Annotated in this window: 11 protein-coding genes; 5 read left to right on the top strand and 6 right to left on the bottom strand. The window is 39.4% G+C overall.

The genetic code is table 11. The annotated features are described in order from the left end of the window. The coding region (locus tag AAIB49_RS08525; protein ID WP_343457805.1) for an IS1182 family transposase at positions 1-1,514 on the top strand (1,514 nt) is incomplete at its 5' end. 34 nt (positions 1,515-1,548) lie between these two features. Here AAIB49_RS08525 and AAIB49_RS08520 read toward each other — a convergent pair. After that, on the bottom strand, positions 1,549-2,481 hold the full coding sequence (locus AAIB49_RS08520) for a manganese-dependent inorganic pyrophosphatase (RefSeq protein WP_339216261.1): 933 nt from the start codon (positions 2,479-2,481) through the stop codon (positions 1,549-1,551). Positions 2,482-2,641: 160 nt separating this feature from the next. Here AAIB49_RS08520 and AAIB49_RS08515 point away from each other — a divergent pair, with 160 nt between their 5' ends. Together AAIB49_RS08515 and AAIB49_RS08510 are read left to right on the top strand one after the other, a co-directional pair. After that, positions 2,642-3,754: an NAD(P)/FAD-dependent oxidoreductase gene (locus tag AAIB49_RS08515; protein ID WP_343457804.1), complete on the top strand. Its 1,113-nt coding sequence runs from the start codon at positions 2,642-2,644 to the stop codon at positions 3,752-3,754. 73 nt (positions 3,755-3,827) lie between these two features. Beyond that, positions 3,828-3,965, top strand: a complete 138-nt coding sequence (locus AAIB49_RS08510) for a hypothetical protein (RefSeq protein ID WP_339216265.1) — start codon at positions 3,828-3,830, stop codon at positions 3,963-3,965. 35 nt (positions 3,966-4,000) lie between these two features. Here the strand turns inward: AAIB49_RS08510 and AAIB49_RS08505 are convergent, their stop codons facing one another. Continuing rightward, complete coding sequence (locus tag AAIB49_RS08505; RefSeq protein ID WP_339216267.1) at positions 4,001-5,671, bottom strand: PAS domain S-box protein; 1,671 nt, start codon at positions 5,669-5,671, stop codon at positions 4,001-4,003. A gap of 443 nt (positions 5,672-6,114) precedes the next feature. Here AAIB49_RS08505 and AAIB49_RS08500 point away from each other — a divergent pair, with 443 nt between their 5' ends. Continuing rightward, positions 6,115-8,106, top strand: a complete 1,992-nt coding sequence (locus tag AAIB49_RS08500) for a bifunctional diguanylate cyclase/phosphodiesterase (protein ID WP_343457803.1) — start codon at positions 6,115-6,117, stop codon at positions 8,104-8,106. A gap of 187 nt (positions 8,107-8,293) precedes the next feature. Beyond that, positions 8,294-9,499, top strand: coding sequence for a putative glycoside hydrolase (locus AAIB49_RS08495; RefSeq protein ID WP_343457802.1), 1,206 nt, complete (start codon positions 8,294-8,296; stop codon positions 9,497-9,499). Positions 9,500-9,676: 177 nt separating this feature from the next. Here AAIB49_RS08495 and AAIB49_RS08490 read toward each other — a convergent pair whose 3' ends face one another. From AAIB49_RS08490 to xylF, 4 genes are all read right to left on the bottom strand, one after another. Beyond that, complete coding sequence (locus tag AAIB49_RS08490) at positions 9,677-10,561, bottom strand: DMT family transporter (protein WP_343457801.1); 885 nt, start codon at positions 10,559-10,561, stop codon at positions 9,677-9,679. Between the two features lie 51 nt (positions 10,562-10,612). After that, on the bottom strand, positions 10,613-11,374 hold the full coding sequence (locus AAIB49_RS08485) for a DUF1385 domain-containing protein (RefSeq protein WP_343457809.1): 762 nt from the start codon (positions 11,372-11,374) through the stop codon (positions 10,613-10,615). 145 nt (positions 11,375-11,519) lie between these two features. Beyond that, complete coding sequence (locus AAIB49_RS08480) at positions 11,520-12,488, bottom strand: quinone oxidoreductase family protein (RefSeq protein ID WP_343457800.1); 969 nt, start codon at positions 12,486-12,488, stop codon at positions 11,520-11,522. Between the two features lie 86 nt (positions 12,489-12,574). Beyond that, complete coding sequence (xylF, locus tag AAIB49_RS08475) at positions 12,575-13,651, bottom strand: D-xylose ABC transporter substrate-binding protein (RefSeq protein WP_343457799.1); 1,077 nt, start codon at positions 13,649-13,651, stop codon at positions 12,575-12,577. Positions 13,652-13,655 lie beyond the last annotated feature (4 nt).

The raw sequence follows: 13,655 nt of genomic DNA, 5'->3' as shown, positions 1-13,655 counted from the left end.
GTCCGCCATATGCTTCGCGGATGATGTTGAAAATTATCCTTTGTGGTTATACGCAGTCTGCCTTTTCGGGCAGGAAGATTGAAGCCTTATTAGAAGATAGTGTACGAATGATGTGGTTATCTCAGGAGCATCAACCAAGTTACAGAACGATTAATCGCTTTCGTGTGCACCCATTAGCGAAAGGGTTATTACGTGAGTGCTTTGTACAGTTTCGATCTCAGTTGGTAAAGGAAGAAGTAATTGAAGAAGAGGCTATTTTTATTGATGGCACAAAGATTGAAGCCAATGCGAATAAATTCACATTTGTATGGCGAAAATCGGTTGAAAATTATAGTGAAAAACTAATTGAAAAGTCCAATCAAATGTACGATGAGTTAATTGAGAAGCGAATCATTCCTGAAATAGAACGGGACGATTTCGAAGAGCTTTCGGTTGAAGAAATGAAAGAAATTGTGGAAAAACTGAGTGAAAAAATTGAAGCATACGACAAGGAAATTGAAGCGAGTGACGTTGGTGTTGAGCGGAAACAGCTTCGTTCCGAGCGAAAAGCACCAAAACAATATCGTAAGCAATTTGAAGATTTTATTGAGCGTAAACAAAATTATCAAAAGGATATGGAGATTTTTGAAGACCGCCATAGTTACTCAAAAACAGATCATGATGCCACATTTATGCGGATGAAAGATGACTATATGGGAAACGGACAACTGAAGGCTGGATATAATATTCAAGTTGCGACGGAAGGCCAATATGCGCTCGCTTATGATGTGTTTCCAAATCCAACCGACACCCGTACGTTGATTCCCTTTTTGAATACGATTGAAGAACGCTTCTTTGAACTACCTAAATATATCGTGGCAGACGCAGGGTATGGTAGTGAACAAAACTATGAAGATATTATGAATAATAGAAATAGAACACCTCTTATTACATATAATCAGTATCGAAAGGAGAAGAAAAGAAAACACAAAAACAATGCTTTTCATGTAGACAATTGGGAATACAATGAAGAGGATGATGCATTCATTTGTCCGAATGGAAAGAAATTATTATTCAGCCATGTGTCCCATCGAACCGACAAATACGGATTTAAACGCGAATTTAAAGTCTATGAATGCGAAGATTGTTCCGGATGCCCTTTACGCTCCATGTGTACAAAGGCGAAAGAGGGAAACAATCGAAAAGTATATCTCAATGAAAAGTGGGAATCTCAAAAAGAATACGTCAGGGAGAAGCTTTCAGACGAGAAAACTGGTGAAATTTACGGTAAACGTAAAATCGATGTGGAGCCAGTCTTCGGATTTTTGAAGGCTAATTTGGGTTTCACTCGAATGTCTGTTAGAGGAAAAGAGAAAGTGATAAATGAATTAGGATTTGCGCTTATGGCGGTAAACTTGAGGAAGTATACCGCCAAAATGGGTAAATCTAGTTTAGGAAATGGAAATGATTTCAAAAAACTGGTTCCAAGCAATTTTCAATCGCTTAGAACCAGTTTTTTATTACTTTCTGGCTAGTTTTGTCCCAGCCTCTTCTACCTTCATCATCCAACTACTTCGTAAAAGCATCCGTTAGCGCTGTTACGATTTGTTTCTTACGCGATACAACACCTTTTAATAGGGCACGATTATTGGAATCGAGTTCTACGTTAAACGCTTCTGCTACTTTTTCAACATTTCCACCACGTGCTAGAACTTCTGAATCATTGTTTAGAATATCGGTAACCACAAATAGGAAAAGATCTAATCCTTTTTCGTTAACCGCTTTATCCATTACTGCTTCTAATTCTGCTTGTAGCTCATAAACTTTGCCTGCATCTACTGTGTTAACTTGCGCGATTTCTACTTTTGCATCGCCCATAGCAAATTCTTTTGCATCCATCGTAATAAGCTCCTCTGGTGACTTATCACTTAGGTCAGCACCTGCTTGTAGCATGTCTAATCCATACTGTTCAAGCTCAACACCAGCAATCTTCGCTAGCTCATGCGCTGCATCCACATCCTCCTGGGTGCAGGTTGGGGATTTTAATAAAAGGGAATCAGAGACAATCGCAGATAGTAATAAACCAGCAATCTCCTTCGTTACCTCTACGCCATTTTCTTTGTACATTTTATTTAAAATCGTCGCCGTACAACCAACTGGCTCCGCACGGAAGTATAATGGTTCTTTCGTTTCGAAATTGGATACCCGATGATGATCAATCACTTCGACAATACGTACATCGTTAATATTGCTAACACTTTGTTGGAATTCATTATGATCGACTAAAATGACATCCTTCACATCAGCAGGTACAGCTTCAATTAACTGAGGTGCCTCTACGTTAAAGAAATCTAGTGCATATTGTGTCTCCTTGTTCACTTCACCAAGTCGCGCAGCTTCTGCATTCACACCTAATTTATTCTTTAAATTCGCATATGCAACAGCTGAGCAGATTGTATCTGTGTCTGGGTTCTTATGACCAAAAACTAGCGTCTTTTCCATCTTCATTCTCCTTTATATGTATCGCTTTTATAGCAAATTTTCCTATGTACAAGATTATCATAAATTTCGGTTGGATTGAATTTTTTTACATACGAAGTTTTACATTTCCTCTCAGAATTCTTATAGTAATAATAGATTACTTATAAAGAAGGTTTTAAAAGTGAAACGTTATATTATTGTAGGAGCAGGAATATTGGGCGCTACTACTGCTTATCAGCTTGCCAAACGTGGCCATGAGGTTGTTATGGTTGATCGACACGGAATTGGCCAAGCAACAGAAGCAGCTGCTGGTATTATTTGCCCATGGTTATCCCAAAGAAGAAATAAAGCCTGGTATCACCTTGCTAAAAATGGGGCGAGGATTTACCCGGAATTAGTAGCAGAATTACAACAGGATGGCATAAAGGAAACAGGATATGCCAAGGTTGGGGCACTTAGCTTACATAAGGAAGAAAAAAAGCTACTTGCCATGCAGGAAAGGGCTATCAAACGTCGCGAAGACGCACCAGAGATTGGTGACGTGACCTTATTATCGCCGGCTGAAGTAAAGGAGATCATCCCACTAGTTGATGAGGATTATGCTGCTGTACATGTTAGCGGTGCAGCTAAAGTGGATGGGAAAGCTTTTCGACAAGCATTACTCGATGCGGCACAAAAACATGGGGCAACGCTAATCGCAGGCAAGGCAACATTGTATCAAAAGGATCGCCATGTCTATGGTGTTTATGTAGGGAATGAATACTATGAAGCAGACCAAGTGATAGCCACTTGTGGTGCCTGGATGAATGACTTTCTCGCTCCGTTAGGTATTAACTTTCAATTTAGCGGACAAAAAGGACAGATTCTCCATCTGGCAGTTCCAGGAGTAGAAAGCATAGATTGGCCCGTGATTATGCCACCAACCAATCAATCGATCGTACCATTTCAACATCATCTTGTTGTTGGGGCTACCCATGAGAATGACCAAGGCTTTGATCAGCGTGTCACGAGTGGTGGTGTACATGATATATTATCGAAAGCGTTAGAGGTCCTTCCAGCGCTTCATACTAGTACATTCCTAGAAGCACGTGTCGGATTCCGTCCGTTCACACCGGACTTCCTACCGGTCATCGGTCCAATACCAAATACAGAAGGCATTCTCATTGCCAATGGATTAGGCTCATCTGGATTAACGACTGGTCCCTATTTGGGCATACAACTTGCTAAACTGGCAATGGGGGAAGCATTAGACATTTCTTTATCGGATTATGATGTAGCAGTAGCAATTGACTAATTTTATTTACTTTTCATAATAGATTTGCTAGGATTTAATCGAGATAGGTCCGACTATATAAAGGGTGATTCAGTTGAAAAATCATAAAGGGAAGTTAGCAGTTTTCTTCATTATTATTTTCACGCTACTGGCTGCTGGTGTCGGTTACTTGTTACTAGATATTTATACACCAGACGAAAACAGTCATGCGGCTGAAATACGTATAAACTAAAAACCGTGTCGTGGGTGTCCCCATGCTACGGTCTTTTACATTTTAATCGCATATTGATTTCCACCGGCATTCTTTGCCTCATATAATGCTTGGTCGGCATTTTTAAATAGGGTTTCATACGTATTTTCCTTATCCACGTCTAATAAGGAGATTCCGATACTAGCTGTCGTCACAAACTGCGCATCGTCAATTTTCCAAGGGGCTTTTACTACATCAATGATATCCTCCGCAATATGAACGGCATCAGCCTTCTTTTCTAGTGATTGTACGAGTAGGACAAATTCATCTCCACCAAGCCTTGCTAGTGTATCATGACGGCGAATCTTTTTCCCCACCCGGTAAGCAAATTCTGCGATGGCTTTATCGCCAATATCATGGCCAAAGGTATCATTAATTTCCTTGAACCGATCTAAGTCCATAATAATAACAGCAAACATCTCCCCTGTATTCTCGTACAAATCAAGTGCCTGCTTTAATTGCATAGTGAAATAGCGACGATTAGGGAGTCCGGTTAATGGGTCATGGTAGGCGAAATACTTTAGCTTATCTTCATAGCTTTTTCGTAATGAAATATCTCTGGACAAGACGACCATTTGTTTAAATTGGTTATGCTCATCATAGACGGGAGAGCCCTTTAGCTCACACCATATCCAGCCTAGCTTTTTGTGTTTTTGTCTAAATTGTGCTTCCCACGGTTTGCCACTTACCTTTGATTGTTCAAATGATGCGAGTAAAGGCGCAATATCATCTGGGTGAACATTATAATAGAATTCTTTGCCAATATAGTCCTCTTGATCGAATTGTAGTACATCCCGATAGGATGGAGATACATAGGTAATATTCCCTTGCCGATCGAGCATTGTAATGAGATCGCCGGAGTATTCGGCAATGATTTCAAACTTATTTTCGCTTTCTGTATACTTATTTTGCATACTAATCTGTTCGGACATATCCTTACAAATGGCGTAGATGCCAACTGTCTTATCATTGATGATAATAGGTGTTAGCTTTAATATCATGTCAATCTGCTTACCAGATTTACTACACATCCGGATATTAAATTCCTCTAAAATACCATTGATTGCGATTTCAAAATACATTTGGGCAGTGGGTACATCTTCTGCAAGGATGAGATCCGTGTAATGCTTTCCTTTCAAATTTTCCTGCGCGTATCCAGTGATGAACTCCAGTGAGTGATTAACATTCACAATGATTCCATTTTCATCTGTCGCAATCACACCATCTAAATTATAATCAAACAACGATTGATAGCGTTGTTTGCCCTCTATAAGCAATTCTGTAGCCTTCTGGGCTGTCTTTTCGGCAAGTCTACGCTCGGTAATATCCTTCACAACTGCGACAATATGTGTACATGTATCATTCTCGTCAAATAGTGGAGTCAGCACATTTTCCCCATATCGAACTTCACCGATAGGCGATGGAAAAAGGTCTTCATACACAACAACGCTTTTCGTATCAAGTACTTCCTGATATTTCTGATAAAGAAAATCTGCTTTTTGTTGGTTTAATACTTGATGAAAGGTTTTCCCAATAATATCCTCCTTCAAGCCAGCAAACTTTTCTACTGCTTGATTAATAAAATAATAAATAAACCTTCTGTCATCGGTTACTTCCATAATATAAACCATATCCTGTATGCCGTTTAATAATACATTATTTAGCAATTGTTCTTTTTGAATTAACATTGGACCCCACACTTATATTCAGATATTTTGCAAACATTTCGGCTATTTAATCAACAAATATAGTTAAAAAATACTAGATATACCCTCGGAAAACAATAGGACTTTTTACCTAATAATGTGTATTTGCTAACTATTCATGCTATAATATTAATTGCAATTGATGGATTTCCCCATTCGGATTAATTGTCATTTATTGTAATATTATGTCATTTTTACCCACTACATTTCACCTCCCTTTCTATCCCGTTTCCCAACCGAAAAAAGCTGATGATTCGAGATATATCAACGTAATCATCTCCAAATCAACATACTTTTTCTCAACCTATCCAAGTACGTAAAGCCCACTATATTCTATAAAAATAATAATTTTCCAATTTTTAATAAGTGTGATAAACTCAAATTATTAAGTAGCGATTTCGACAAAACTTGACAGGTGAAAACAGATGACAAAATTAAGTTTAAAAAGGATTCCAATCGTTTTATGGGTATTTGGAGCTATTGCTTTAGCAGCATCTATCTATGCAGAGATGAGTGCCACAATCGAATCAAAAGGCATTTTTCTGACCATCATTATCATCATGATTGCTGTATTTTCCTATTATGGTGGGTTATATGGTGGTATTGTTTACTTCATGCTTTTTAGTGGGGCAACGCTTGTTACGGGTTTATTATCCACGCCGAAGGAACTATCTGTTGACAACCAACTACCGATTGTCATTGGCTTCATTATTTCTTTATCAATTGGAACACTTGGATGGAAAATTAAAACGAATGAGGCGCAGCTAAAAAAGCTGTTTGAAAATAATGACATGACATTTTGGACCTGGGATTTAGAAACGGAGGAGTATACCTTTTCCGAGGGCTATGCCAAAATATATGGCGTAACAAGTGAGTTTTTTAAGGAAAACCCATATTATTGGTCAGATGTTGTCCATCCAGACGATAAACATATACTGATTGAGGCACATAAACAACAAAAAGCTGGAAAAAAAACAACGATTACCTATCGCTTTTTCCATAGTAGTGGGGAAATTAGATGGTTACGGGATTCGGCAACACCTCACATAGAAAAGAATGGTTTGGTGACCCGTATTGATGGTGTTGTATTTGATATTACCAACCAAAAACAAGCGGAACAAAAGATGGATCATCTCATTCACTATGATTCCTTAACAGGCTTAACGAATCGGATTTGGTTTAAAAGCTATCTCGATACAGCATTACTTACATCCAATAAATATGGTCGCCAGGTTGCCGTGATGTTCATTGATTTTGATAACTTCAAGCGAGTGAATGATACTCTTGGACATAGTGCTGGGGATCAATTATTAATCCAAATTGCCGATCGGCTAACAGCAATTCTTCGTGACAGTGATATTGTGTCGAGGCAAAGTGGAGATGAATTCCTAGTACTAGCAGAGAATCGGGATATCGTAGAAATCGAAACGTTAGCAGAAGATATCATCATACAAATGAATGAGCCCTATTCCATAAATGGGACAGAGATTATTTCAACACCGAGTATTGGCATAAGCATTAATCTTGACTTTGAGGACGATGCAGAAGCATTAATTAAAAAAGCTGACTTTGCCATGTACCTTGCAAAAGAAAATGGCAAGAACAATTACCAGTTCTACAATGATGAACTAAATAAAAAAATGAAGCGCAAGATGATACTAGAAACCTATCTACATAAAGCAATTGAAAAAAATGAATTAACCGTCCACTACCAGCCACAATTTAACCTTACATCGTTTAAAATAGTTGGTGCAGAAGCGCTCCTTCGCTGGGAATGTCCAATGGGTAAAATACCACCCGATGAATTTATCCCTATCGCAGAAGAAACGGGTCTTATTATCCCTATTGGTGAATGGGTGCTAAGACAGGCTTGTCGTGACATTAAGCGATTTAAGGCCAATGGGTTGGAGACTTTTCCAATATCCGTCAACATTTCAACTAGACAGCTCATGGCACCAAACTTTATTGACCGCGTTCAGACGATTATTGCGGAAGAAGGCGTGGAGCCGAAGCTATTAACATTAGAAATAACGGAAAGCGCGTTCCTGTATTATGAAGATGCGAAGGATAATATTTTGGCATTACGTAATCTTGGTGTCGGTGTATCCTTAGATGACTTTGGAATCGGTTACTCATCCTTAAGTATGATTCGTAAAATTGAAATTGATGAATTAAAGATTGACCGATCCTTCTTAAATGATTCGATCAAAAATAATCGGGTCCGCTCCTTATTAGAAGCGATTATCCAAATCGGCAAGAAAATTGATACAAAAGTAATAGTGGAAGGTATTGAAACAAAGGAACAAATTGATATTTTGACCGTACATGGTGTATTCGGCCAGGGCTACTTTTATAGTCGCCCATTGCCAGTTGATGAATTTGAGGTTTGGTATACAAGTAGAAAGACTCATTTTTAATCCCTTGAATAACTCGAATTAATGTAATCCAATTTGCATTAATCCGGGTTTTTTTATTTTTTTTAAACACGATATATTTTTCCCCAGCTAAGCCATTATCATGTACATAAAAAAACACACGTAATTGCTAATTAATAACTCGAATCAAACGACAGAAAAGTACACAACGTAAGCGTATAAGGAGGGGATGAAGCTGACTAAGAAATTAATTTCCATCGTATTTTTCATGATGCTAATGGCATTCACAACGGAGCAAAATGCTTCACCTGGGACTATGTTAAGTCTAGGTAATAGCCATCTTTTGAAGCACGCCACCATCGAGTCTATTGAGAACGATTCTAAGGAGGATAGCACAAAGGAAGTTCCATCATCAGAACATGCAACAAACCATTTCGTGAAACAAAAGCCTAAAAAGGTTGATGTCAGGGGAATTTATTTGAATCGTACTTCCATCAAAGAAGAGAACGTGCAAAAGTATATCGACTTAATTAAAAGCACGAATCTCAATGCCGCTGTAATTGATGTAAAAGATGATTATGGCAAAATCACCTACGATTCCAATGTTGATCTTGTCAATCAAATTGGTGCTGATAGCAATCCAGCAACGAAGGACCTCGAAAAGCTTGTACAACGGTTTAAGGATGCTGGCATCTATACCATCGCCCGAATCGTCGTATTCAAAGACCCCTATTTAGCCGCTAAAAAACAAGACTATGCTATCAAACGAAAGGATGGCACTGTATGGCAGGATCCATCCGGTACAAAGTGGATTGACCCGTATAAGGAAGAAGTATGGAACTATATGACCTCTATTGCAAAAGAAGTAAGTGAAAGTGGATTTGATGAGATCCAATATGATTATATCCGCTTCCCAGAACGGGCCAAGCAGGTTGACCAGGAAGTAACCTATGATAATCCAACAGGCTTATCGAAAGCGGAGAATATTCTCGCCTTCCTAAAGCATTCTAAGCAACAATTAAAACAACACCCATCCTACGTCTCCGCTGATGTATTTGGTTTAGTAACGACGGCTTCTGACGACATGGGCATAGGACAGGTTTGGGAGAATATTTCACCACATGTCGATTATATCTCACCAATGACATATCCTTCCCATTATGCCCCCGGTTCATACGGAGTCGCCAATCCAGACCGAGCTCCATATGACATCATGGCTCTAGCAATGAAGGATGCCAAAAGCCGGAATGCCAAATTAAAGGAACAAGGTAAAACAATCGCCACGATTCGTCCTTGGATACAGGACTTTGACTATCTGAGCACCTACACCGCTGCCGATGTACAAAAACAAATCAAAGCCCTAGAAGATCAAGGCATCACACAATACCTGATTTGGAATGCCGGTAATGTTTACACGGTAGAAGCATTTAAATAATACCAAACCGCTGAAGCGCTTCAGCGGTGTACATAGAGGAAATCCTGAAAGAAGGTGCCCAAATCCTGAAGTGCACCCTCCAAATCCTGAAACAACTGCCTCAAATCCTGAAAGACCCCTGTTAAATCCTGAAGAATATGTAAACTCGGGTAGTATAGTGGTTATTGGGGCGGATTGTCATCGTTGTTTGGGCTGTTTTTTCCGTTTGAATTGGATTTCGCTTACGAAAGTGGAGCCTAAGATGAGTATTCCTCCTATTATCTGCACCAATGTCATACTTTCACTTAAAAAGATTGCCGCCATTAACACAGCAGATATTGGATCAATATAACTCATCACCGCTATCGTTTGTGCTTTTAACCTTTTGATGGCAGAAAAGTATAACAAATAGGCAATTCCTGTATGGACAATCCCAAATACAGCAATTAATAGGATGGATCGCCAATCAAGTCCACCATAGCTCATTTCCTCCGTCATCCAAACATAAGGAAACATAACAAGACTAGCCATGCCAAGCTGCAAAATGGTCGTCTCCAGATCCGATAAATTCCGAATAAACTTATTAATGATTATCACACTGGCATATAATCCCGCTGCGACTAGCCCGTAACCAATCCCAACTAGATGATTGTAGTCGCCCCCTGTTAATCCTCCAGGCTGTACGACCAGAAATAAACCAATAAAGGCGATGCCCATACTGATCGCTTTCACCAATGTCCATTTTTCTTTTAATAAGATCGGAGCTAATACCATGACAAAAATCGGTGCAAAATAATAAATCAACGTAGCATTCGATATCGTTGTGTACTGATATGCTTCAAATAAAAAAATCCAGTTAAAGCCCATTACAGCACCAGATAATAAGAGTAAGATTAAATTCCGCTTAGAAATTCGAAAATGAACCTTTTGCTTAATAAAGAAGCTGGCAGCAATGAGAAACAGACTACCAATCACACCACGAAATAACGCAATTTCACTCGATGAAAGCTCGATATTTTTTACAAATAACCCTAAACTCCCGAAGATCAGCATTACGACGATAAATGTTGCTTTTGCCCCCATATGTTCTCCCCCCTATGCAATAGTTTGATTGTTGCATTATCTCATCATCCACTATCTGTTGTCTATTTCGCCTTGCCTTTTTTGCAATCGTTTGAAGGCAAGGATGGCTACTTTAAGATGTTCCTTATTAGGTTTAGAAGTAAATATAGCATATTGCATTCCATAACCAATTAAATAAATTGGTTTGATATATGTATGTTTCATCAGAAAGAGCTCATACCCTATCGACCATGAAAGACATAGCTTCAGAAAAAAATGAAACTCCTGAACTCCCGGAATCAGGCTTAACACGAGAAAAGAGATTAATGCAAAGGTAAAAAGGTTTGTACCACAATCAGTATGAATCCTAGATTGCTTCCTCACATTCTCAAAGGTTAGATCTAAGCCTTGTATAGCACAGTTTGATACCATGTGCTCTGCAGCATGATACTTTGCTATTGCCGTAAAGCGAAATAACAAGACAGCCCCAACAATGAGGATAGTAAAAAATACATACGCCCACACTTCAATACGTTGTATCCACAAGTTATCAATAAATTCTAGAGCTATAATAATGATGGAAATAGCGATAACGATTATCTTCCATTTAACAATACCTTCTAAATAATTCCACCATCCACGAACAAATGGGATCCGTGAAAGCACAACATCCAAATCAAACCGATCACGATCTACATAGTCATATTCTTCATGGTCTACATCATCTACTACTACAATTTTATTCTTTTCCTTTGTAGCCTTTACGACAACCGTATCGGAATGAAAACGAACTCCATTAATAAGAGCTTCTCCCCCATGTTCCATAACACACATCAAAATACTTTTATCTCTTTTACTTAATTAACATTACCATATATCGTTTGAGCCTTGGGAAAATTAGCACTGCTCGATGTCTTTTACTAAACATCTTCATATAAATACCTTCACCTCTAAAATTCAAGAAGTGAAGGTATTGGCTTTAAACGGTTATTAGTATTTTTCCTGTATGCTGTCTTTGCTCGATTAGACGATGTGCTTCTGCGATTTCATGTAACGGAAATTCCGCTCCGATGACAATATCTAAATCTCCTCTGGCTAGGAACGGAATGACGTGCTCTGCTGCTTCCTTTAGTAGCTCAGGTCTCTTCTTCCGGGTATTACCTAGACTAAAGCCCAATACAGACCGGCAACTATTATGAAGCTCATTCGTTTTAAAATGACCGACTTCACCGCTAGAGTTACCGAAGTGCACGAGCCGTCCGTATTCTGCAAGGCAGCTCATACTTGCTTCAGACACCTTTCCAGACATGGAATCAAGAATGATGTCCACCCCCATTCCATCGGTCAATTCCAGTATGTTATCCGAAAAATCATCATATGTGAAAACATGATCTGCCCCTGCCTCATAGGCAACACGAAACTTATCCCTACTTCCAACTGTTCCGAATACGCGACTAGCTCCTAACAGCTTGGCCATTTGTATCGCTGTCGTACCGACTCCACCTGCAGCCGAATGAACAAGAACCGTCTCCTCCGCCTCCATTCGTCCAACATCTTTCAGCAGCTTATAGCTTAAGAACGCTACAATCGGACTTGCTGCCGCTACATCCAAACTAATTTCATCAGGGATAGGAAAGGTTAATTGCTCACTAGCAACCGCATATTCCGCATAAGAGCCCGTCTTCGGAAACGCAATTACCCGTTGTCCTACCGTTAGTTCTGTAACCCCTTCGCCTAGCTGGTCAATTGTCCCAACTAAATCAAGACCTAAAATAATTGGAAAATCCCCTTTCGCCTTTTTACCGGTGCGGTTTTTTATATCCGCATAGTTGACACTAGTCTTTTCCACTTTGATTAACACTTCCTGATGGCCTGGTTGCGGTGTTGGAACTTCTTTGTATCGTAATACCTCTGGTCCACCAAATTGTTCGATTACGACTGCTTTCATCTCACATCCCCCTTACTTTCCTTATCAGGTTCATTATAGCAAAATTGGATAGATGTGGTTATTGATAAAAAGCGCTATTGAAATAGCTACTCCTGATAAACATCTTCTTTTGCATGGAAGCCATCCTGAATAACGGTATCATCAATATTATCGCGATTGACCTCGATTGGTGAAAGTAAGACCGAGGGCACTTCGATTTTCCCATTATTAATTTTACTATCTGTTTCAATCGTTTCCCCGTTGGCAAGCGTAACACCAAGTTCTGCTGCCTTCTTGGCAAGCTTCTGGATAGGCTTATAAACGGTCATCGTTTGTGTACCTTCTACAATTCGTTGAATCGCAGCTAAGTCGGCATCTTGACCTGCAACTGGGATGGTGCCAGCTAGTCCTCTTTCCTCTAACGCTCTTATGGCACCACCTGCTGTTCCATCATTAGCAGCAATGACAGCATCAATTTGATTATCATTTGCCTCTAATGCAGCGAGCATATTTTGATAGGCATTCTCTGGTGTCCAATTTTCCGTCCATTGGTCATACACCACTTGAATATCGCCACGATCGATAAAAGGCTTCAATATGTTAAACACGCCTTTTTTTAAAAGAATCGCATTATTATCCGTGACAGATCCACCAATATAAACATATTTTCCTTTAGGTACGAGATTCGTCATTGCCTTTGCTTGCAGCTCTCCTACCATTTCATTATCAAAGGAAACATATAAATCAACATTGGCGTTCTTAATAATGCGGTCATAGGAGATGACCTTAATTCCAGCTGAATGGGCCTTCTCCACAATGGCGGCCGCTGTTTCGGTATAATAAGGAACAACCACCAGTAAATCGGTACCATTACTAATCATCGTTTCAATTTGCGAAAGTTGAACCGCTGCATTTTCATTGGCTATCATAATCTCTACTTCTACACCCAATGCCTCTAGCTCTTCTTTAAACAACTCCCGATCCTTCAGCCACCGCTCCTCTTCTAAGGTATCCATGGAAAAACCAATTTTTATGGGCTCCTTCGCTGTTGGGTCTTCATTCTGTTCTATGACGGGACTATTCTTTTCCGTTAGCGCTACTGGCTCCTTCTCACAAGCGAAAAGAAACATAAGGAGTACAGCCGCTAAACTGCGAATGATTAGATGAACGATATGATTTCTCAAAGCT

The organism is Ornithinibacillus proteolyticus, from assembly GCF_039581225.1.
GTDB lineage: Bacteria > Bacillota > Bacilli > Bacillales > Amphibacillaceae > Ornithinibacillus > Ornithinibacillus massiliensis.
The sequence above is the reverse complement of the archived record's forward strand: the minus strand, read 5'-3'. Positions and strand labels throughout refer to the sequence as shown.

Bases quoted from the DNA above. Each gene is read 5' to 3' on its own strand.
- AAIB49_RS08520 (WP_339216261.1), bottom strand. From the start codon at position 2,481: ATGGAAAAGACGCTAGTTTTTGGTCATAAGAACCCAGACACAGATACA.
- AAIB49_RS08505 (WP_339216267.1), bottom strand. From the start codon at position 5,671: ATGTTAATTCAAAAAGAACAATTGCTAAATAATGTATTATTAAACGGC.
- AAIB49_RS08500 (WP_343457803.1), top strand. From the start codon at position 6,115: ATGACAAAATTAAGTTTAAAAAGGATTCCAATCGTTTTATGGGTATTT.
- AAIB49_RS08495 (WP_343457802.1), top strand. From the start codon at position 8,294: ATGAAGCTGACTAAGAAATTAATTTCCATCGTATTTTTCATGATGCTA.
- AAIB49_RS08490 (WP_343457801.1), bottom strand. From the start codon at position 10,561: ATGGGGGCAAAAGCAACATTTATCGTCGTAATGCTGATCTTCGGGAGT.
- AAIB49_RS08485 (WP_343457809.1), bottom strand. From the start codon at position 11,374: ATGTGTGTTATGGAACATGGGGGAGAAGCTCTTATTAATGGAGTTCGT.
- AAIB49_RS08480 (WP_343457800.1), bottom strand. From the start codon at position 12,488: ATGAAAGCAGTCGTAATCGAACAATTTGGTGGACCAGAGGTATTACGA.